The following is a 21443-nucleotide window of genomic DNA, read 5'->3' on the forward strand; positions in this document are numbered from 1 at the left end:
AGGTGGTCGGCGTCGCTCCGGTCCGTCCGCCGGGGCGACCCGCCCACCGCGAGGGAGAGGGACTTCAGCCATGGCAGCAGGCCGGGCGATCCTCACGATGACCGACATCGGCAAGCACTTCCCGGGCGTCGTCGCACTGAACCACGTCGACTTCCGCCTCTTTCCCGGCGAGGTGCACGCCCTGATGGGCGAGAACGGCGCCGGCAAATCCACTTTGATCAAGGTGTTGACCGGCGTCTACCAACACGACGAGGGGCAGATCGAACTCGACGGCCAACCGGTCGCGATCACCTCGCCGCTGGCCGCCCAACAGGTCGGCATCAGCACCGTCTACCAGGAGATCAACCTCTGCCCGAACCTGTCGGTCGCGGAGAACATCTTCATCGGCCGTGAACCCCGACGGCTCGGCCGGATCCGCTGGTCGGAACTGCGCCGCCAGGCCGAGCAGCGGCTCCGGCGGCTCGACCTCGACCTCGACGTGTCGACCCCGCTCAGCTCACACTCCCTCGCCATCCAGCAGATGGTCGCCATCGCGCGGGCGATCGACATCTCGGCCCGGGTGCTGATCCTCGACGAACCCACCTCCAGCCTGGACTCGGCCGAGGTTGCCCAGCTCTTCCGGGTGATGCGCCAGCTCAAGCAGGAGGGCATGGCGATCATCTTCGTGACGCACTTCCTGGACCAGGTCTACGAAATCTCCGACCGGATCACGGTGCTGCGCAACGGCCGGCTGATCGGCGAGTACCGGATCGCCGAGCTGAGCCAGCTCGACCTGGTCGGCAAGATGATCGGCGGCGAGCTGGCGGTGCTCGAACAACTCGACGAGCAGGACAAACCCCCGGTCGCCGCGATCGAGCAGGGCGTACCGGTGGTGCACGCGCGTGAACTCGGCCGGACCGGTGCGATCGAGCCGTACACGTTGGCGATCCACCAGGGCGAGGTGGTCGGCCTGGCCGGGCTGCTCGGGTCCGGGCGTACCGAGGCGGCCCGGTTGTTGTTCGGCGCCGACCGCGCCGACCGGGGCCAACTGGACGTCGACGGCGAGCCGGTCACGCTGCGCGGCCCGCACACCGCAATGGCCAGCCACATCGGCTTCTGCTCGGAGAACCGGCGCACCGAAGGCCTGGTCGAGGACCTGACCGTGCGGGAGAACATCGTGCTCGCCCTCCAGGCCCGCCGCGGCTGGTCGCGGCCGATCCCCCGCCGCCGCCAGGACGAACTGGTCGACCGGTACGTCAAGGCGCTCCAGATCCGCCCGGCCAACCCGGAACTTCCGGTACGCGCCCTCAGCGGCGGCAACCAGCAGAAGGTGCTCCTGGCCCGCTGGCTGATCACCGAGCCCCGGTTGCTGATCCTGGACGAGCCGACCCGGGGCATCGACGTCGGCGCCAAGGCCGAGATCCAGCGGCTGGTCGTCCAACTCGCCGACGACGGCATGGCGGTGCTGTTCATCTCGGCCGAGTTGGAGGAGGTGCTGCGGCTCAGCCACAAGATCGCGGTGTTCCGGGACCGGCGGCTGGTCACCGAGCTGGAGAACACCGAGGACGTGGACGCCGACCGGGTGCTCGCCGCCATCGCCAGCGGTGCCGCCGGCCCGGTCCGACCCAGCGATGTGGACGGAGTGGACGGATGAGTGGCGTGGTACGGCACCGCCTGTTCTGGCCGCTGGCGATCCTGGCCGTGCTACTGCTCGGCAACCTGGCCTTCACCCCCGGCTTCTTCTCGATCCAGGTACGCGACGGCCACCTCTACGGCAGCCTGATCGACATCCTGCGGCTGAGTGCCCCGCTGGTGCTCGTCGCGCTCGGCATGACGGTGGTCATCGCGACCGGCGGGATCGACCTGTCGGTCGGTGCGGTGGTGGCCATCTCCGGCGCCATCGCCTGCCTGCAGATCAGCGGACAGGACAACCAGCACAGCACCGCGGGCGTACTCGTGGCGGTCGCGGTGGCGCTGCTCGCATGCGTCGCGCTCGGGCTCTGGAACGGGTTCCTGGTCGCCACCGTCGGCATCCAGCCGATCATCGCGACGCTGATCCTGATGGTCGCCGGTCGAGGCATCGCCCAACTCGTCACCGACGGGCAGATCATCACCGTGACGTCGGACCCGTACCGGCTGATCGGGGGCGGGTACTGGTTGACCTTCCCGTTCTCCGTACTGATCGCGGTGGTGGTGACGGCGGTCGCGGTGACACTGACCCGCCGTACCGCCCTGGGGCTGCTGATCGAGTCGGTGGGCGGCAACCCGTACGCCAGCCGGCTGGCCGGGATCAGGTCGCGCCGGCTGATCCTCGCCGCGTACGTCTTCTGCGCGCTCTGCGCCGGCATCGCCGGACTGATGATCAGCTCGAACGTGTCCAGCGCGGACGGCAACAACGCCGGGCTGCTGATCGAACTCGACGCGATCCTCGCCGTCGTGATCGGCGGCACCGCGCTGTCCGGCGGCAGGTTCTCGATCGCCGGCACGGTCATCGGCGCGGTCATCATCAAGTCGCTGGACACCACCATCTACACGATCGGCATCACCCCCGAGACCACGCTGCTGTTCAAGGCGATCGTGGTGATCGTGCTCTGCCTGGCGCAGTCGCCCGCCTTCCGGGCCAGGGTGTTCAACCGCCGTCGACGGCCCGAGCCACCGGCGCCGACCGCGCCGGCCCCGAAGCTGGAGGTCCCGGCATGATCGGTCTCGACGGGTCGAGAACCGCCACGGCCACGGTCCCGCCACGACCGAACCGCATCCCCGGCGTACGCCAGCGCCACCTGCCGGTGCTGGCCACGCTCGCCCTGCTGGCCCTGATGTACGGCCTCGGCGCGGTCAACTACGAGGGCTTCTCCGACACCCAGGTGCTGCTCAACGTCCTGATCGACAACGCGTTCCTGCTGGTCGTCGCGGTCGGCATGACGTTCGTGATCCTGACCGGCGGGATCGACCTGTCCGTCGGCGCGGTGGTCGCGCTGACCACCATGGTGTCGGCGTCGCTGCTGGAACAGCACGGCTGGGCACCGGGTGTGGTGCTGCCGCTGGTGCTGCTGATCGGCGCGCTGTTCGGCCTCGGCATGGGCTGCGTGATCCACTTCTTCGAGATCCAGCCGTTCATCGCGACCCTCGCCGGCATGTTCCTGGCCCGTGGGCTTTGCTACGTCATCAGCACCGACTCGATCCCGATCACCGATCCGTTCTGGACCAGCATGGCCCAGAGCAAGTTGCGCGCCGGCGGCTTCTTCGTCTCGATCAGCGTACTGATCGCGCTGGTCGTGGTGCTCGTCGCGGCGTACGTCCTGGCGTACACCCGGCTCGGGCGCAACGTGTACGCGATCGGCGGCAGCTCGCAGTCGGCCCTGCTGATGGGGCTGCCGGTGGGGCGTACGCGGATCGCGGTCTACACCATCAGCGGGCTCTGCTCGGCGCTCGGCGGAGTGCTGCTCAGCTTCTACATGCTCTCCGGTTACGGACTGCACGCGACCGGGCTGGAACTGGACGCGATCGCGGCGGTGGTCATCGGCGGCACCCTGCTGACCGGGGGCTCCGGCTACCTGTTCGGCACGGTGCTCGGGGTGCTGGTGCTGGGGCTGATCCAGACGATCATCACCTTCCAGGGCGACCTCAGCTCCTGGTGGACCAAGATCGTCATCGGCGTACTGCTCGCGGTTTTCATCCTGTTGCAACGGGCGGTTTCCCGGCGTGCGCCGTAACCGGGCGGGAAGGCGGAGGTGGTGACGCCGGGGGCCGGGCGGCCGGCCGTGATGGCGGACGTCGCCCGGCTCGCCGGGGTCTCGCACCAGACCGTGTCGCGGGTGCTCAACGAGCACCCGAACGTACGCCCGGAAACCCGCAACCGGGTGCTGCGGGCGATCGCGGAGCTGAGTTACCGGCGCAACGCGCTCGCCCGAGGGCTGGTCCGGCGACGGTCCCGGGTGCTGGGTGTGGTCAGCTTCGACACCACCCTGTTCGGCCCCGCGTCCACCCTGTACGGCATCGAGCGGGCCGCCCGCGCCGCCGGCTACTGGGTCAGCATCGCGACCCTGGAACGGATCGACCGGGCCGGCGTGCTCGCCGCCGTGGACGCGCTGGCCGAGCAGTCGGTCGAGGGCATCATCGTCATCGCCCCGCAGCTCGCGGCGGCCGGCGCACTGCACAGCCTGCCCGCCGGGCTGCCCGCGGTGGCGGTGGAGGCCGGCTTCGACGCCTGCGCGCCGGTGGTCGGCGTCGACCAGGTCGCCGGGGCGCGGCTCGCGGTGGAGCACCTGCTGGCGCTCGGGCACCAGACGGTGTGGCACATCGCCGGACCGCACGACTGGCTGGAGGCCCGGGACCGGATCGAGGGCTGGCGGGCGGCGCTGCAGCGGGCCGGGCGGCCGGTGCCGGCGATGATCGCGGGCGACTGGAGCGCCCGGTCCGGTTACGCCGCCGGGCAGGCGTTGGCCCGGCAGGCCGGCGTGACGGCGGTCTTCGCGGCCAACGACCAGATGGCGCTGGGCCTGCTGCGCGCCCTGCACGAGCGGGGCGTACGGGTCCCCGAGGAGATCAGCGTGGTCGGCTTCGACGACATCCCGGAGGCGGAGTTCCTGATCCCGCCGCTGACCACGGTGCGGCAGGACTTCGACGAGGTGGGCCGCCGGAGCATGGCGGCCCTGCTGCACCTGCTGGAAAAGGCCGGTACCGAGCCGCCGGAGCACTCGGTGACCTCGGTCGCGCCGACGTTCGTCCTGCGCAGCAGCACCGCCCCGCCCGGATTCACCACACATTGATCTTCGTCATCATGGACATGAACAAGCATCAATGCCGTTAACCCGGACATCCTTTCCTGAAGCATCACGTCAACTTTTGGTTACAGGTACAAAAGTTTTATGGCTGAGTACGTAACTTTCGCTTTACATGACCGTCATCAATGCCTAGTCTTCGATGCCAAGGGTCGCCGGATGCGGGGGTGGCGCGGATGACGGACGCAGACACGACGCCGATCGATCACGCATCCGACCAGGTCATGCTGCGGATGACCGGCATCACCAAGCGGTTCTTCGGGGTGACCGTACTCGACTCGGTCGACCTCGACTGCCGCCTCGGCGAGATCCACGCCGTCATGGGCGAGAACGGCGCCGGCAAGTCCACCTTGATGAAGATCCTCGTCGGTGCGTACCAACCGGACGGCGGGCGGATATCGATCGACGGCGCCGAGGTGCAATTCGGCCACCCACGGCAGGCGCTGGAAAAAGGCGTCAGCATCGTGCACCAGGAACTCAACCTGCTGCCCGAACGGACCGTCGCGGAGAACATCTTCCTCGGCCGGGAACCACGCCGACGGCTCGGCGTCGACCGGCGCGCGATGGAAACCGCCGCGAGCGAACTGCTTGCCACCCTCGGCGCCGACGACGTCATCGGAGCGCGTACGCCGGTCGGCCGCCTGCCGGTGGCCCAGCAGCAACTGGTCGAGATCGCCAAGGCGCTCTCCTTCGAACCCCGCATCCTGGTGCTCGACGAACCCACCGCCGCGCTGTCACCACACGAGGTGGACGCGCTGTTCGCCCGCATCCGGCGGCTGCGCGACAACGGCCTGACCGTGCTCTACATCTCGCACCGGCTCAAGGAGATCTTCGAGCTGACCGACCGGATCACCGTCCTCAAGGACGGCCGGCGGGTCGACACCGTGGACACCGCACGGGTCGACACCCGCCGGCTCGTACAGCTCATGGTGGGGCGGGAACTCGACCACTACTTCCCACCGAGGGCGACACCGGAACAGGTCGGCGAGCCCCGGTTGACCCTGCGCGGCGGCGCCGCCGGTCCGCTGCACGACATCGACCTGGAACTGCGGGCCGGCGAGATCGTCGGGCTGGCCGGTCTGGAGGGATCCGGGCGTACCGAGCTGGCGAAGCTGCTGTTCGGCGCGACCCGGCTCACCGCCGGCACCCTGACCATCGACGGGCGGACCCGCAGGCTGCGCTCACCCCGACACGCGATCCGCCACGGCATCGGCCTGCTCACCGAGGACCGCAAGAGCGAGGGCCTGGTGCTGCCGCTGTCCGTACGCGACAACAGTTTGCTCGCGATCAGGGCGATGGGCACCGCCGGTCGGCGCGGCGCAGGTGGGACCACGGCTGGCGTACGGGACCTGCTGGACCGGGTGCAGTTGCGCGGCGGCGCACCGCACCGGGAGGTGCGTTACCTGTCCGGCGGCAACCAACAGAAGGTGGTGCTGGCCAAGTGGCTGGCCACCGGCGCGACCGTACTGATCTTCGACGAACCCACCCGGGGCATCGACGTCGGCGCCAAGGCCAGCATCCACGAGCTGATGCGCGAGCTGGCCGCGAGCGGCGTGGCGATCCTGATGATCTCCTCCGAACTGCCCGAGGTGATCGGGATGGCCGACCGGATCGCGGTGATGCGACACGGCACCATCGCCGGCTGGCTGCCACCCGGTGCCAGCGAGGCCGAGATCATGCTGCTCGCCACCACGGAAGGCGCCGCCCGATGACCGCGCAGACCCTCTCCCCCACCCTCGGCCGCACCGGGCTGCCCCGCGGCGGCTTCGCCAGCGCCCCGGTGTGGTTCGTCTTCGGCGGAGTCTTCGCCGTCGCCTGGCTGCTCGTCGAACTCGACGGCGGCGACTTCATGACCGTCGGCAACCTGCAGAACATGGCCGTCCGGTCGGTGGCGCTCGGCCTGGTCGCGGTCGGCCAGACCATCGTCCTGATCGGCGGCTCACTGGACCTGTCGGTGGCGTACACCGTCGGCGTCACCGCCGTCGTCGCCTCCTTCGTGATGCAGGGCGACCCGGACCGGATGGTCCTCGGTGTACTGGTCACCCTCGCCCTCGGCGTCGTGATCGGACTGGTCAACGGCCTGGTCGTCACCGGGCTCAAGGTGAACGCGTTCATCGCCACGCTGGGCACCTCACTGGTGATCAGCGGCATCCTCAACGCCCTGTTCACCAACTTCACCGGCTCGGTGCCACGCGCCTTCCAGGGACTGGGCTACAACGCCGTCGGGCCGGTGCCGGTCTCGGTGATCCTGCTGCTGGCCGTGGTCGGCGGCGCGTGGTGGGTGCTGCGGCACACCCGGTTCGGCTACCACCTCTACGCGGTGGGCGGCAGCGAGGAGGCCGCCCGGCTCTCCGGCGTACGGTCCGCGCGGGTGATCGTGACCGCGCACGTACTGTGCAGCGTCACCGCCGTACTGACCGGGCTGTTCCTGGTCAGCCGGCTCCGGTCCGGTGCACCGTGGGTCGGCACCGACGGCGGGTACGACCTCGAGTCGATCGCCGCCGCGGTCGTCGGCGGTACCGCACTCGCCGGTGGCCGGGGAACCGTCGCCGGCACCCTCGCCGGAGTGCTGATCCTCGCCGTCATCGACCAGGTGTTCAACCAGTACGAGGTGAACGCCTTCCTCAAGACGCTGATCCGGGGCGTCATCATCGTCGGCGCGGTCGCGCTCTACGCGCTGCGGACCCAGCGGGACGAGGCGGGACTGTGACCATCACCGAGAAACCCGCTCCGGTCGTACCGCCGGAGGACAACGCCGGGCGGCGGGCCTGGACCGCGCTGCGGGCCGTGCCCCCGATCTGGGTCGTCCTGCTGGTGGTGATCGTGGTCCTGACCTGGCGCAACCCGGTCTTCATCGAGCCCGACTCGTTCGTCAACTTCCTGCGCCGCTCGGCCCCGCTGGCCATCCTCGCCGCCGGCCAGGTCTACGTGATCATCTCCGGGGAGTTCGACCTGTCGGTGGGCGCGCTGGTCACCGCGGTCGTGGTGGTCGCCGCCCGCCTCTCCGACGGCGAGGCCGCCAACACCTGGTGGCTGATCCTCCTGCTGCTGGCCGGCGGGGTGCTGGTCGGCCTGGTCAACGGCCTGGTCACCACCCGGCTGCGGGTGCCGTCGTTCATCGCCACACTGGGCATGCTGCTGGTGCTCAACGGCGCGGTGTTCCTCTGGTCCGGCGGTGCGCCACGGGGGTCGCTGGCGGACAACTTCCGGCAACTGGGCCGACGCGGCATCGAGGGCCTGCCCGGTCTCAACATCCTCCCGTACGCGCTGCTGATCCTCGTCGTGGTCGGGGTCGGGCTGTGGCTGCTGCTGCGGCACAGCCGCTTCGGCTACCAGGTCTACGCGGCCGGTGGGAACCAACGGGCCGCCGCGCTGTCCGGTGTGGACGTACGCCGGGTACGTACCGCCGCGTTCGTCATCTCCGCGCTCTGCGCGGTGGTGGCCGGCATCCTGCTCGGTGGCGCCACCGGCGTCACCGCCGAGGCTGGGGTCGGCTACGAGTTCCAGGCCATCGCCGCCGTCGTGCTCGGCGGCGCGGTGCTCGGCGGAGGGCGGGGCAGTGTGGGTACGGCGATAGCCGGCGCGCTCACCCTCCAGGCGCTCTTCTCACTGCTCAACCAGTTCGGCCTTGCCCAGTCGCTCCGGCAGGTGGTGCAGGGCGTGATCATCATCGGCGCGGCCGCGTACGCGGCACGCAGGATGCGCCGCTCGGGCTGACCATCGGCGGGTCAGGTCCATTCCACCGCTGCATTTCGAAGAACTCCGCAGTTCCCGAAACCGGAAGGAGAAAGGCCCGATGCGTTCCACCACCACATTGCGCCGCCTCGCGCTCGGCGCGGCGGCGGTGCTGGCCCTGACCGCCTGCAATTCCACCGCGCCGCAAGACGGAGAAGAGGGCGACGGCGGACCAGCCGGCAGCGGCACCGGTAACCAGTCGTCGTTCTTCGTCCAGGCCGACTACGACGCACAGGTCAAGCAGCGCGACGTCGCCCCGACCGGCCCGGCCGACTCGCCGTGGTTGCAGGCCATCGCCCCGCAGCTCACCGACACCGCGAGGTTCACCAAGCCCGGCCCGCACAACATCTGCTTCTCCAACGCGGCGGTGAACAACCCCTGGCGGCAGGTCGGGTGGACCACCATGCAGGCCGAGGCGAAGCTGCATCCGGGCGTCACGCTCACCGCGGTCGACGCCGAGGGCAAGGACGAGAAGCAGATCAGCGACATCGAGGGGCTGATCGCCGGCAAGAGGTGCAGCGCGCTGATCGTGTCGCCGAACACCACCAAGGCGCTCACCCCGGCGGTGGAGAAGGCATGCGCGGCCGGGCTGCCGGTGGTCGTCTTCGACCGGGGCGTGGAGACCGACTGCGCGACCACGTTCATCCACCCGATCGGCGGCTACGCGTTCGGGGCTACCGCGGCCGAGTTCCTGGTCGAGAAGGTGAAGAAGGGCGGCAGGATCCTCGCCCTGCGTATCCTGCCGGGTGTCGACGTACTGGAGACGCGCTGGTCGGCGGCGAAGGTGATCTTCGACCAGGCGGGCGCCAACGTGGTCGGGGTGGAGTTCACCGACGGTGACGCGGCCAAGGTGAAGACCATCGTGAACGACTACATCGAACGGTTCGGCTCGATCGACGGGGTCTGGATGGACGCCGGGGCCACCACGGTCGCGGCGATCGAGGCGTTCGAGGACGCGGGCGCGGAGATCCCACCGATCAACGGCGAGGACCAGCAGGACTTCCTGAAGATCTGGCAGGACAAGAAGCTGACCGCGATCGCCGCCACGTACCCGACCTACCAGTGGCGTACGCCCGTGATCGCGGCGGTCGACATCCTCGCCGGCAAGCAGGTGCCGAAGGAGTGGGTGCTGCCGCAGCCGACGATCACCGACGCCAACCTGGCCCAGTACGTCCTGCCGGACATGCCGCCGCTGCACTACGCCCTCTGCGGCTGCGAGAAGATGCCCGGCTTCCCCGCCGACTGGGGCGGCAAGTAACCGCGTCGTCGACCGGGGCCCGGCGGTGCCGCCGCCGGGCTCCGACCCACCGGAAGGAGCAGCGTGTACGGCATCGGCGCCAACACCTGGATCTGGGTCTCCCCGCTCACCGACGAACGACTCGCCGCGCTCGCCCCGCGGATCGCCGGCTGGGGCTTCGACACCATCGAACTGCCGATCGAGTCACCGGGCGACTGGGATCCCGGACGCACCGCAGACCTGCTTGCCTCGCTCGGGCTCGGCGCCACCACCTGCGCGGTCATGCCGCCGGGGCGGGACCTGGTGACCGACGACCCCGACGTGGCCGCCGCGACCGCCGACTACCTGCGAGCCTGCGTACGGGCAGCAGCCCGGCTCGGCGCCCGGGTGGTGGCCGGACCGATCTACGCCCCGGTCGGGCGGACCTGGCCGCTCGATCCGATCGCCCGGCGGGCGACCATCCGGCGGCTGGTCGACCGGCTCCGCCCGCTCGCCGACGAGGCGGCGGCACATCGGGTCACCCTCGCCCTGGAACCGCTGAACCGGTTCGAGACGAGCCTGGTCAACACCGTCGAGCAGGGCCTGGAGGTGGTCGAAGCGGTGGACAGCCCCGGGCTCGGGCTGGCCCTGGACACATTCCACATGAACATCGAGGAACGCGATCTGCCGGCCGCGCTGCGTTCCGCCGGCCGCTGGTTGGCGCACGTGCAGGTCTGCGCGAACGACCGGGGCGCACCCGGCAGTGACCATCTCGACTGGCCCGGCATCGTCGACGCGCTGGCCGACGTGGGCTATGCCGGGCCGCTGTGCATCGAGTCGTTCACCTCGGAGAACCGTACGATCGCGACCGCGGCGGCGATCTGGCGGCCACTCGCGCCGAGCCAGGACGAATTGGCGACCTCGGGGCTGGCCTTCCTGCGGGCGCTGCTCGCGGGGCGGGAGGCGCCCGCTCGGGCCCGACTCTGACCGGCGCACCGACGCACCCGGCGCCAGCCGTCGCCGGGTGGCTGCCACCTGCCCTTTCACCGCCTCCGCAATGCCAATTAAGACATTGACTTCTATCTATTCATGAAGGCAACCTGTTGTTGCGAGACGAATGCGTGGGGGACGGTCCCCCGTTCGGCGGCGCATTCCAGCGGTACCACCACCACCGCTGCCCGTCGAGAGGAGACGGCATGCGTCGCCGTTTCTCAGTGCTGGTCACCCTGTCCGCCGTAGTCCTGACGTTCCTCGTACTGCCGGCCCGACCGGCCGCCGCCGCGCCGTTCCGCGCGCTGCTCTTCTCCGAGACCGCCGGTTACCGGCACGACTCGATCCCCGCCGGCATCACCATGTTCAACCAACTCGCGGCCGAGAACGGCTTCACCGTGGTCGCCTCCGAGGACTCCTCGGTCTTCACCCCGGCCAACCTGGCCACCTTCGACGTGGTGATCATGTTCCAGACCTCCGGCATGGTCTGGGACAACGACGCCCAACGCCAGGCCATCCAGGGCTACGTCGCCGCCGGAGGCGGCATCGCGGCCATCCACAACGCCACCGACATGGGCATCGAGGCCACCTATCCCTGGTGGGACAACCTGGTCAACGGCGGCGCGCACATGCCCGCGCACTCCCCCGGGGTGCTGCCGGGCACCGCCCACGTCGCGGACAAGGCACACCCGTCGACGGTCGGCCTGCCGGACCGGTGGAACCGCAGCGAGGAGTGGTACAACTTCGACCGCAACCCGCGCGGCGACGTACACGTGCTGGTCACCGCCGACGAACGGACGTACGACCCGGGTGGTGCGAGGATGGGCGCGGACCACCCGATCTCCTGGTGCCGCGAGGCCGAGGGCGGCCGGATCTGGACCACCGCCATGGGCCACGCCGCCTCCTCCTACAGCGAGACGCTCTTCCGCCAGCACATCCTCGGCGGGGTGCAGTGGGCCGCCGGTGACAAGCCCGGCGACTGCGGCGGCACGATCTGGGGAAACTTCGAGAAGGTCGCCCTGGACGAGAACACCGCCGACCCGATGGCGCTCGACATCGCCGCCGACGGCCGGGTCTTCTACGTCCAGCGCGCCGGACAACTGAAGATCTTCAAGCCGTCGAACAACTCCACCGTCACCTCCGGCACGCTGAGCGTCTACACCGGGGGTGAGGACGGCCTGGTCGGCATGGCCCTCGACCCGAACTTCGCGACCAACAAATGGATCTACCTCTACTACTCGCCGTCGGCCGCGACCACCGACGTCAACCGGCTCTCCCGGTTCACCGTCAACGGCGACACCCTCGACCCGGCCAGCGAACGGGTGCTGCTCGACGTGCCGGCGTACCGGTCGCGGACCAACCCGGAACCGGGCCACACCGGCGGGTACGTCGCCTTCGGCCCCGGCGGCAACCTCTACCTGTCGGTCGGCGACGACACTCCCCCGAACTACGACCCGGCCTGGCAGGGCTACGCCCCACTGGACTGGCGGCCGGGCCGGTCGTTCCTTGACGCGGCCCGCTCCGCCGGCAACACCAACGACCTGCGCGGCAAGATCCTGCGGATCCACCCCGAAGTCGGCGGCACCTACACCATCCCGAGCGGCAACCTCTTCTCGCCCGGTACGGCGAACACCCGGCCGGAGATCTACGCGATGGGCTTCCGCAACCCCTTCCGTTTCCAGGTCGACCCCCAGACCGGCTGGATCAACATGGCCGACTACGGGCCCGACCGGGGTGGCCCGACCACCAACCGGGGCCCGGAGGGGCTCGTCGAGATCAACGTGATCAAGCAGGCCGGCAACTTCGGCTGGCCGTTCTGTCACGGCGACAACCAGGCGTACGCGCCGTACAACCCGGACACCGGGGTGGTCGGGGCGAAGTTCAACTGCAACGCACCGGTCAACAATTCGCCGAACAACACCGGCCTCACCACCCTGCCCCCACTGGTCCAGCCCCAGGTCTGGTACGGCTACGGCGTCTCGCCGCAGTGGCCGGAACTGGGCGAGGGCGGGGCGGCCCCGATGGGCGGACCGGTCTACCGCTACAATGCCGCGTCCACCTCGCCGACCAAGTTCCCCGCCTACTACAACGGGGTGCACTTCTTCTACGAGTGGGCCCGCAACTACGTCAAGGAAATCCACTTCGACTCCACCGGCGCACTGGTGAAGATCAACCCGTTCCTGCCGACCGCCTTCTTCAACAAGCCGATGGACATGCGGTTCGGGCCGGACGGTTCGCTCTACGTACTGGAGTGGGGGGCGAACTTCGGCGGCGGGAACAACGACTCCGGGCTCTACCGGATCGACTACTCCAGTGGGGACCGCTCACCGATCGCCAAGGCCACCGCCACCCCGGACAACGGCCGTACGCCGCTGACGGTGCAGTTCTCCAGTGCCGGCTCGTACGACCCGGATCCGGGTGACGTCATCACGTACGCCTGGGATCTCGACGGGAACGGCAGCACCGACTCCACCGCGGCCAACCCGTCGCGGGTGTACACCGCCAACGGCAACATCACCGCCCGGCTGACCGTGACCGACAGCACCGGCAACAGCGCCTTCGCCAACGTACCGATCACGGTCGGCAACACCGCACCGACGGTCGCCATCACCGGACCGCCCAACGGCGGCATGCTCGACTTCGGTCAGCAGGTCGCGTACACGGTGTCGGTGACCGACCCGGAGGACGGCGCGGTCAACTGCGCCCAGGTGTTCATGAATCCCGCCCTCGGGCACGACGACCACCAGCACCCGACCAGTGACTACGCCGGCTGCACCGGCACCGTCTCCACCGAACTGCTCGGCGGGCATCCGGACGGGGCGAACCTGTACTACGTACTCAACGCCCGTTACCAGGACAACGGCGCCGGCACGGTGGCCCGGCTGACCGGCTACGCCAACTCGATCCTGCAACCGAAGCACAAGCAGGCGGAATACTTCACCGGCCAGTCCGGCATCCGGGTGGTCGACCAGGGCGGGGCGGAGAGCGGCAAGCGGATCGGCGACGTCAGCAACAACGACTGGATCATGTTCGATCCGATGAGCGTGCAGGGCATCAACTCGGTCAGCTACCGGCTGTCGAGCCCGACCGGCGGCGGCTCGATCGAACTGCGTGCCGACTCACCCACCGGTCAACTGCTGGCCACCGCACCCGTTGCGGGCACCGGAGGCTGGGACACGTACGTGAACCAGCCCGCCGTACCGGTCAGCGCCCTGTCCGGTACGCACAAGCTGTACATGGTGTTCAAGTCGTCGGTGGACAACAACTTCGACCTGGACTCGTTCACCTTCGGCGGCGCCGGGGTCGGCACCACGCCGGCCGGGGGCATCGCCGGTCGGACCTGGACGCTCACCGCGACGTCCAGCGGCAAGCTCGCCGACGTCAACGCGCAGTCGACGGCCGACGGTGCGGTGGTGCACCAGTGGGCGGCGACGGGTGGCACCAACCAGCGCTGGCAGGCGGTCGACGCCGGTGGTGGCACGGTGCAGCTCAAGGCCGTACACAGCGGCAAGTGCATGGCGGTGACCGGCGGCTCCACCGCCACCGGCACCGGGATCACCCAGGTCACCTGCGGCACCGCGGCGAGTCAGCGGTGGCAGCCGGCGGCCATCTCCACCGGTGTCTACGAGCTCAGGGCCGCGCACTCCGGCCTCTGCCTGGACGTCAGCGGCAACTCCCTCGCCGACGGCGCGACGCTGATCCAGTGGACCTGCAGCGGTGGCACCAACCAGAGGTGGCGGCTGACCCAGGTCGCCTGACCTTTCCCTGTCCCGGGCAACCGCACCTGTCGGGGGTGTGGTTGCCCGGGCCGGCCGGATGGGAGGGCCTTCGTCCCTTCCCGGCCGAGGCGTACCCGACCTGGAAGTTCGGCAACGTGAGTTTCGCGCTGAGTTAGCTTTCGTCAGCCCGGGGTATGCGCGGCGTCATGACCGGTTCGAGAAGTCGGCGCGGTGTGTTGATCGCCTTGGACACGGGGTCGTGAACGGGGTCTGTCGGGTCGAATCCGGGTCCCGGCTCGACCCGGATCTCCGGGACGGGGACGACCACACCGCATTCCTGGCAGCGTCCCTCCTGGTCGAGAAGACCACCGTCCTGGTCATGGCTGAGGGTGCGTTTCACCCCGGCCGGGGAGTAGAACGTGTCCCCCCAGTTCATCAGGGCGTGCACGATCGGCCACAGGGCGATGCCTTTGGCAGTCAGCCGGTACTCGACGGTTCCGGCCCCGTCGTCGTCACGGGTGAGCACATCTTCCTGCACGAGGGACTTCAGCCGGCCGGTCAGTACGGCGCGGGGAATCCCGAGTTGGGTGGCGAAGTCTCCGAACCGACGTACGCCGTAGAACGCGTCGCGGACGATGAGGAACGTCCAGCGCTCTCCGACCACTTCCAAGGATCGCGCCAGCGAGCAGTTGCGGTCCGCGTAGGTGCTGGGAAGAGGCATGATGTCACTCTACCGCACTAGTTCAATCGTTGAACTGACCGCGTGTTACGGTGGACGAGTTCAATGACTGAACCGGTCAGATCTCACCGCGTGGTGACGGGTGGCCAGGTCCGGTCGGCGACGTGTCACTGGCATCACACCAAGCTTGAGGAGGCTGCCTCGTGTACCAGTTCCTTGTTTCCTTCACCGTCCAGCCGGAGCATCGCGACGACTTCGTCCAGTTGGCCAAGAAGACCGCGCGCGACTCCCTCGCGAACGAGCCCGGCTCCCGCCGGTTCGAGGTCCTCGCGGACGAGGAGAATCCGGACCTCTTCTACCTGAACGAGGCCTACGCGAACGCCGAGGCGTTCAACACGCACGCCAGCGGCCCCTACTTCGGTGCGTTCTTCGCCGAAGCCAGCACCTATGCCGAAGGCCCGACGTGGCTCATGAAGGGAAACGTCGTCGGCGACGCGACCGCCGCGTAAGCCACGACCGGCGGCGACCCGAGATCACCTCGGGCCGCCGCCTCCTGGTCGAGACGGCAGCTAGCGCTGCCGCAACATCGCCCCGGCGGGACCCGCCGGCGCCGGTACGGCCTCGTCAACGTCGACCGCCGGCTGCGAGAACTGCGCGTGGTAGAGCCGGTGGTACGCGCCCTCCACGGCCAACAGCTCCGCATGGGTGCCCTGCTCGACGATCCGGCCGCTCTCCATCACCAGGATCAGGTGCGCGTCCCGAATCGTCGAAAGCCGGTGCGCGATCACGAAGCTGGTCCGGTCCGAGCGCAGCGCGGCCATCGCCCGCTGCAACAACACCTCGGTACGGGTGTCCACCGAACTCGTCGCCTCGTCCAGGATCAGCAGCGACGGGTTGGACAGGAACGCGCGGGCGATCGTGATGAGCTGCTTCTCGCCGGCACTGACGTTGCTGCCCTCCTCGTCGATCACCGTGTCGTAACCGTCGGGCAGGCTGCGTACGAACCGGTCGACGAAGGTCGCCTTGGCCGCCGCGAGGATCTCCTCCTCGCTCGCCTCCGGGTTGCCGTACGCGATGTTCTGCCGGATCGTGCCGCCGAACAACCAGGTGTCCTGCAGCACCATGCCGATCTCGGAGCGCAGCGTGTCCCGACTCAGGTCGGTGAGGTCCACCCCGTCCAGGGTGATCCGGCCACTGTCCAGCTCGTAGAAGCGCATGACCAGGTTGACCAGCGTGGTCTTGCCGGCACCGGTGGGCCCGACGATCGCTACCGTGTGACCGGGCTCGGCAACCAGCGACAGGTCCTCGATCAGCGGCTTGTCGTGCTCGTACCGGAAGGAGACCCGTTCGAACTCGACCCGGCCGTGCCGGTCGGTGAGCGGAGCCGGTCGCGCCGGGTCCGGGCTCTGTTCCTCGGCGTCGAGAAGGTCGAAGACCCGCTCCGCCGAGGCGACCCCGGACTGGAGCAGGTTCGCCATCGACGCGACCTGGGTCAGCGGCTGGGTGAACTGCCGCGAGTACTGGATGAACGCCTGGACATCACCGAGGCTCATCGCGCCCGAGGCGACCCGCAGACCGCCGATCACCGCAATCGCCACGTAACTCAGGTTCCCGATGAACATCATCGACGGCATGATGATGCCGGAGACGAACTGGGCGCCGAAGCTCGCCTTGAACAGCTCGTCGTTCTTCGCCACGAAGGACGCCTCGATCTCGCGCTGCCGGCCGAACACCTTGACCAGCTCGTGGCCGGTGAACGCCTCCTCGATCTGCCCGTTGAGCGCCCCGGTGTGCTTCCACTGGGCGACGAACTCCTTCTGCGACCGCTTGGCGATCTGCTTGGTGACCCAGACCGACAGCGGCACCGCGACCAGCGCGACCACCGCCAGCAGGGGCGAGATCACGAACATCATGACCACCACGCCGACCACGGTCAGCAGCGAGGTGAGCAGCTGGCTCAGCGTCTGCTGCAAACTCGTCGAGATGTTGTCGATGTCGTTGGTCACCCGGCTGAGCAGCTCACCCCTGGGTTGCTTGTCGAAGTACGGCAACGGCAACCGGTTGAGCTTGTCCTCGACGTCGGACCGCAGCCGGCGGATGGTGCGCTGCACGACCCCGTTGAGGATGTAGCCGGCCAGCCAGGAGAGCAGACTGGCACCGGCGAAGAGGATCATCACCAGCAGCAGCACCCGGCCGAGCCGGTCGAAGTCGATGCCGACCCCGGGCACCACGTCCGCCTTGGCGATGATGTCGGCGAACGAGTCGTTGCCGGCCGCCCGCGCCCCCTCGACCGCCTGCTCCGTGGTCGTCCCCGGCGGCAACTGCTTGCCGATCACGCCGGAGAAGATGATGTCGGTGGCATGTCCGAGGATCTTCGGACCGATGACGCTGAGGCTCACGCTGGCGATGACGAGCGTGATCACCCCGATGAGCTGTAGCCGGTGCGGCCGTAGCCGGCCCATCAGCCGCTTGGCCGAGGGCAGGAAGTTCATCGACTTCTCGGCCGGCATGCCCGCGCCCATCCAGGGCGGGCCACCGCCGCGCCGCCCGGCCTCGGGCAGCCGGGCAGGCGCGGTGCCGGTGGTTTTCTGGCTCATCCCCGTACTCCGTGTCTGGTCTGGTGCCGGCTGGCTGCTCATGCCACCGCCGCCACGCTGAGCTGGGATTCCACGATCTCGGCGTACGTGGGGCAGGTGTCGATCAGTTCCTGGTGGCGGCCGATCCCGACGATCGCCCCGTCCTCCAGGACGATGATCTGGTCGGCGTCGACGATGGTGGAGACCCGCTGCGCCACGATCACCACGGCGGCGTCCGAGGTGACCGGCCGCAGTGCGGCCCGCAGCCGGGCGTCGGTGCCGAGGTCGAGCGCGGAGAACGAGTCGTCGAAGAGGTAGATCTCCGGCTTGCGGACCAGCGCGCGGGCGATCGCCAGCCGTTGTCGCTGGCCACCGGAGAGGTTCGTGCCGCCCTGGGCGACCGGTGCCTCCAGCCCCTCCGGCAGCGCCTCGACGAAGTCTCGGGCCTGCGCGATCTCCAGGCTGGTCCAGAGCTCGTCGTCGGTCGCGTCCGGGTTGCCGTAGCGCAGGTTGCTGGCGACGGTGCCGGAGAACAGGTACGGGCGCTGGGGCACCAGGCCGATCCGCTGCCACAGGATGTCCGGGGACAGTTCGCGTACGTCCGTGCCGTCCACCAGCACCGTGCCGCCGGTCGCGTCGAAGAGTCGGGGCACCAGGCCGAGCAGCGTGGTCTTGCCCGCCCCGGTGCTGCCGATGATCGCCGTGGTCTGGCCGGCGTGGGCGCGGAACGAGATGTCCCGCAGCACCGGGGCCGCCGCGCCCGGGTACTGGAACCGCACGTCGCGCAGTTCGAGTTCGCCGTGGGCGGTGACCTCGGTGACCGGCTGGGCCGGCGGCACGACCGAGGAGTCGGTGTCGAGCACCTCGACGATCCGCTCGGCGCAGACCGCCGCGCGCGGCACCATCATCAGCATGAAGGTCGCCATCATGACCGACATCAGGGTGAGCATCAGGTAGCTGAGGAAGGCGGTCAGCGCGCCGATCTGGATATGGCCGGCGTCGATCCGGGACGCCCCGAACCAGAGCACCGCGACGCTGGAGGCGTTCAGCACCAGCATCACGATCGGGAAGATCAGCGCCATCAGCCGGCCCGTACGCAACGCGGTCGCGGTCAGGTCGGCGTTCGCGACGTCGAACCGGCGGGTCTCGTACGGCTCCCGGACGAACGCGCGGACCACCCGGATGCCGGAGATCTGCTCGCGCAGTACCCGGTTGACCGTGTCGATCCGGGTCTGCATCAGCCGGAACTGCGGCACCATCTTGCGGATGATCAGGCCGATGGACAGGACCAGCACCGGTACGCAGACGACCATCAACCAGGACAGGCCGACGTCCTCGCGCATCGCCATGATGACGCCGCCGACGCAGGTGATCGGAGCCGCGACGAGCAGGGTGCAGCTCACCACGACCAGCATCTGCACCTGTTGCACGTCGTTGGTGTTCCGCGTGATCAGCGATGGTGCGCCGAACTGCCCGACCTCGCGGGCGGAGAAGCTCATCACCCGGCCGAAGATCGCGGTGCGTACGTCCCGGCCGAAACTCATCGCGGTCCGGGCACCGTAGAAGACGGCCGCGATCGAACAGGCGATCTGTACGCCGCTGACCAGCAGCATCCAGCCGCCGGTATGGAGGATGTAGCCGGTGTCGCCCCGGGCGATGCCCTGGTCGATGATGTCGGCGTTGAGGCTCGGCAGGTAGAGCGAGGCCATGGTGCCGACGAGTTGCAGCAACACCACGTAGGTGAGCGGTCGCCGGTACGGTCGTAGGTAGGTACGGAGTAAACGAGTCAGCATCGGTGACCCCCCGAATCAGAGATGCGGCGGCCGGTCATGACGGATCCGGCTGGTGTTGGCGAACGCCCTCGAGCAGTACGGACACGATCTGCTCCGCGGTCATCGGATCACCATCGGTGATCGTGGGATGGGAGCCGGAGAAGGCCAGCAGCCGCAGCAGCCGGGCGACCTCCTGCACGGAGAAACGAAGTTGGTCCCGGTCGGGTTCGAGAATCCGGGCGATCTCGGCCTGGATCCGCTCGTTGGTCGGTCGGATCGAGGCGCGGTGCGCCTCCCGGTCAGGTGGTGGCGTGTTCAGCCCGACCGCGGTCAGCAGGTTGAGCACTCTGATCAGCCGACGCTGGATGATGCCGGTCGCCTCGACCAGCCGTTCGGTCAGCGGCAGGGTCAGGTCGAGCTTGGCGAACTCCGCCCACACCGGTTCCGGGTCCAGGGCCGCGGCGATCGCCGCCTGGATGAGGGCCTGCTTGTCCGGGAAGACGCGGAAGATGGTTCCCTCGGCGACGCCCGCGGCCTCGGCGATCTGCCGGGTGCTGACCTTGGTTCCGTACTCGCTGACCAGCGGGAGCGTGGCCGCGATCAGCGCAGCGCGGCGCTCGTCCGGCGGCAACGGCCGGGCGCGACCGGAGCTTGGTCCGCACGATGACGGTTGAGCCGGCTCGGACGGAGTCCCGCTCAGGGAGGTGTGCACGGGGCGACCTTAACTGAGTGAGTCACTCACTCACAAATGAAATAGCACTCACTCCGGGTCGGAACCGCCCCGGTTCCGACCCGGAGACGCCCGGACCGGCCGGGACCCTGCTGTCACCGGCCAGTCTGGCGTACGAGGAAGAGCAATTCGAGGTATTTAATTCGGGCGAAAAGGCCCCAGAAGGGCTCAGCTCACGAGGCTCGCCCGGAGCTGGTCCAGGACCACGCGCGCGGCGGTCGGGCCGGCGTTCAGGTACCAGGGGTCGTCGTCGACCGCGACCGCCCGCTTCGCGACGACCGCCTCGAGCGTCGGCCAGATCGGTGCCCGGGTCAGCGCGTCGGCCTTCGCGGCGCCGCCCTGCACCCCGTAGAACAGCCAGTCGGCGTCCGCCAGGTCGAGCTGTTCGTTGCTGATGTCCTGCGAGGTCTTGTCGAACTGCTGGCTCTTCGGCCGGGCCAGGCCGGCGTCCTCGGCGATGCTGCCGGTGAACGAGGCGACCCCGAAGATCCGGGTACGGTCGCCGTTGACCCGCAGGAAGGAGACGGTCGCCGGCTTGCCCAGCGACCGGCCGACCCCGGCGGCATCGGTGTGGAAGGTGTCCAGGATCCCCTGCGCCTGCGTGGACCTGCCGGCCGCCGCCGCGATCAGCAGGAAGTCCTGCTTCCAGTTCACGCCGGTGCCCTCGGTCACCACGGTCGGCGCGATCGCGGAGGCCGCCTTGTACACGTCGCCCTTGAGCACCGAGGAGTTCATCAGGATCAGGTCCGGCTTGACCTGCGCCACCGCCTCCAGGTTCGGCTCACCCCGGCCGCCCACGTCGCTGATCTGCGCGAGCTGCGCGGCGTACTGGGGGAAGGCGGTGGTGAGGTAGGCGGGCACCAGCGCCGCGTCGTCACCGCGGGTGGCGGCGACCGGCACGACCCCCAGGGTCAGCAACCCGTCGAGCTGCCCGGTGGAGAGCACCACGACCCGGGTCGGCTGCCGGGGAACGGTCGTGCTGCCGGCAAAGTGCCCGACCGTACGGGGGAAGGCGCCGTCGGCCGCGTCACTGCCCATGCCGGCGGGGACCGTACGCGGTGCGGTGAAGGCGGTCGGTGCGGCCGCCGGAGTGGCGCTGTCCGCCGCCTCGGGATCGGGTGAGCCGGCGCATCCGGCGGCCACGGCAACGGCGACAGCCCCGGAGAGGGCGGCGAGCGAAAGGGTACGGGCCCGCTTGCGGGCGCTCGAATTCGTCAAGATCACTAGGTTAGCTTAGCCTAACCTCGGCCCATGATATTTTCTGGC

16 protein-coding genes are annotated in these 21443 nt (G+C 69.2%); 11 read left to right on the forward strand and 5 right to left on the reverse strand.

What is annotated here, in order from left to right:
• Positions 1 to 70 precede the first annotated feature (70 nt).
• The 10 genes from AB0J90_RS01675 (at position 71) to AB0J90_RS01720 (ending at position 14459) form a co-directional block, all read left to right on the forward strand.
• The gene (locus AB0J90_RS01675) at positions 71 to 1633 is read left to right on the forward strand and encodes a sugar ABC transporter ATP-binding protein (RefSeq protein ID WP_363591042.1); all 1563 of its coding nucleotides are present in this window, start codon (positions 71 to 73) and stop codon (positions 1631 to 1633) included.
• Positions 1630 to 2679, forward strand: coding sequence for an ABC transporter permease (locus AB0J90_RS01680; RefSeq protein ID WP_363591044.1), 1050 nt, complete (start codon positions 1630 to 1632; stop codon positions 2677 to 2679). The genes AB0J90_RS01675 and AB0J90_RS01680 overlap by 4 nt, the downstream gene beginning before the upstream one ends.
• Entirely contained in the window at positions 2676 to 3692 is a 1017-nt protein-coding gene (gene yjfF / locus AB0J90_RS01685; RefSeq protein WP_363591046.1) for a galactofuranose ABC transporter, permease protein YjfF, read from the forward strand. Before AB0J90_RS01680 ends, yjfF begins: the two co-directional genes overlap by 4 nt.
• An 18-nt stretch (positions 3693 to 3710) precedes the next feature.
• Positions 3711 to 4748, forward strand: coding sequence for a LacI family DNA-binding transcriptional regulator (locus AB0J90_RS01690; protein WP_363591048.1), 1038 nt, complete (start codon positions 3711 to 3713; stop codon positions 4746 to 4748).
• A gap of 188 nt (positions 4749 to 4936) precedes the next feature.
• Positions 4937 to 6472 (forward strand): sugar ABC transporter ATP-binding protein, encoded by a 1536-nt coding sequence (locus AB0J90_RS01695; RefSeq protein ID WP_363591050.1) that lies wholly within the window; start codon positions 4937 to 4939, stop codon positions 6470 to 6472.
• Positions 6469 to 7470, forward strand: a complete 1002-nt coding sequence (locus AB0J90_RS01700) for an ABC transporter permease (protein WP_363591052.1) — start codon at positions 6469 to 6471, stop codon at positions 7468 to 7470. Before AB0J90_RS01695 ends, AB0J90_RS01700 begins: the two co-directional genes overlap by 4 nt.
• Complete coding sequence (locus AB0J90_RS01705) at positions 7467 to 8477, forward strand: ABC transporter permease (protein ID WP_363591054.1); 1011 nt, start codon at positions 7467 to 7469, stop codon at positions 8475 to 8477. The genes AB0J90_RS01700 and AB0J90_RS01705 overlap by 4 nt, the downstream gene beginning before the upstream one ends.
• 79 nt (positions 8478 to 8556) lie before the next feature.
• Positions 8557 to 9753, forward strand: a complete 1197-nt coding sequence (locus tag AB0J90_RS01710) for an ABC transporter substrate-binding protein (RefSeq protein WP_363591056.1) — start codon at positions 8557 to 8559, stop codon at positions 9751 to 9753.
• Between the two features lie 63 nt (positions 9754 to 9816).
• Positions 9817 to 10698 (forward strand): sugar phosphate isomerase/epimerase family protein, encoded by an 882-nt coding sequence (locus AB0J90_RS01715; protein WP_363591058.1) that lies wholly within the window; start codon positions 9817 to 9819, stop codon positions 10696 to 10698.
• Positions 10699 to 10907: 209 nt separating this feature from the next.
• Positions 10908 to 14459 (forward strand): ThuA domain-containing protein, encoded by a 3552-nt coding sequence (locus tag AB0J90_RS01720; RefSeq protein ID WP_363591060.1) that lies wholly within the window; start codon positions 10908 to 10910, stop codon positions 14457 to 14459.
• Positions 14460 to 14592: 133 nt separating this feature from the next.
• On the opposite strand, the gene AB0J90_RS01725 is transcribed toward AB0J90_RS01720, so the two are convergent.
• The gene (locus tag AB0J90_RS01725; protein ID WP_363591062.1) at positions 14593 to 15141 is read right to left on the reverse strand and encodes a helix-turn-helix domain-containing protein; all 549 of its coding nucleotides are present in this window, start codon (positions 15139 to 15141) and stop codon (positions 14593 to 14595) included.
• Between the two features lie 161 nt (positions 15142 to 15302).
• On the opposite strand from AB0J90_RS01725, the gene AB0J90_RS01730 reads away from it, so the two are divergent.
• On the forward strand, positions 15303 to 15608 hold the full coding sequence (locus AB0J90_RS01730) for a putative quinol monooxygenase (protein ID WP_363591064.1): 306 nt from the start codon (positions 15303 to 15305) through the stop codon (positions 15606 to 15608).
• Between the two features lie 60 nt (positions 15609 to 15668).
• Here the strand turns inward: AB0J90_RS01730 and AB0J90_RS01735 are convergent, their stop codons facing one another.
• From AB0J90_RS01735 to AB0J90_RS01750, 4 genes are all read right to left on the reverse strand, one after another.
• Positions 15669 to 17696, reverse strand: a complete 2028-nt coding sequence (locus AB0J90_RS01735) for an ABC transporter ATP-binding protein (RefSeq protein ID WP_363591066.1) — start codon at positions 17694 to 17696, stop codon at positions 15669 to 15671.
• 38 nt (positions 17697 to 17734) lie between these two features.
• Entirely contained in the window at positions 17735 to 19468 is a 1734-nt protein-coding gene (locus AB0J90_RS01740) for an ABC transporter ATP-binding protein (RefSeq protein WP_363591068.1), read from the reverse strand.
• Positions 19469 to 19502: 34 nt separating this feature from the next.
• Complete coding sequence (locus AB0J90_RS01745) at positions 19503 to 20159, reverse strand: TetR/AcrR family transcriptional regulator (RefSeq protein WP_363591070.1); 657 nt, start codon at positions 20157 to 20159, stop codon at positions 19503 to 19505.
• A gap of 186 nt (positions 20160 to 20345) precedes the next feature.
• Positions 20346 to 21395 carry an iron-siderophore ABC transporter substrate-binding protein gene (locus AB0J90_RS01750; protein ID WP_363591072.1) on the reverse strand — a complete coding sequence of 350 codons (1050 nt, stop codon included), beginning with the start codon at positions 21393 to 21395 and terminating at the stop codon, positions 20346 to 20348.
• Between the last annotated feature and the right edge of the window lie 48 nt (positions 21396 to 21443).

The organism is Micromonospora sp. NPDC049523 (assembly GCF_040676775.1).
Lineage (GTDB): Bacteria > Actinomycetota > Actinomycetes > Mycobacteriales > Micromonosporaceae > Micromonospora_G.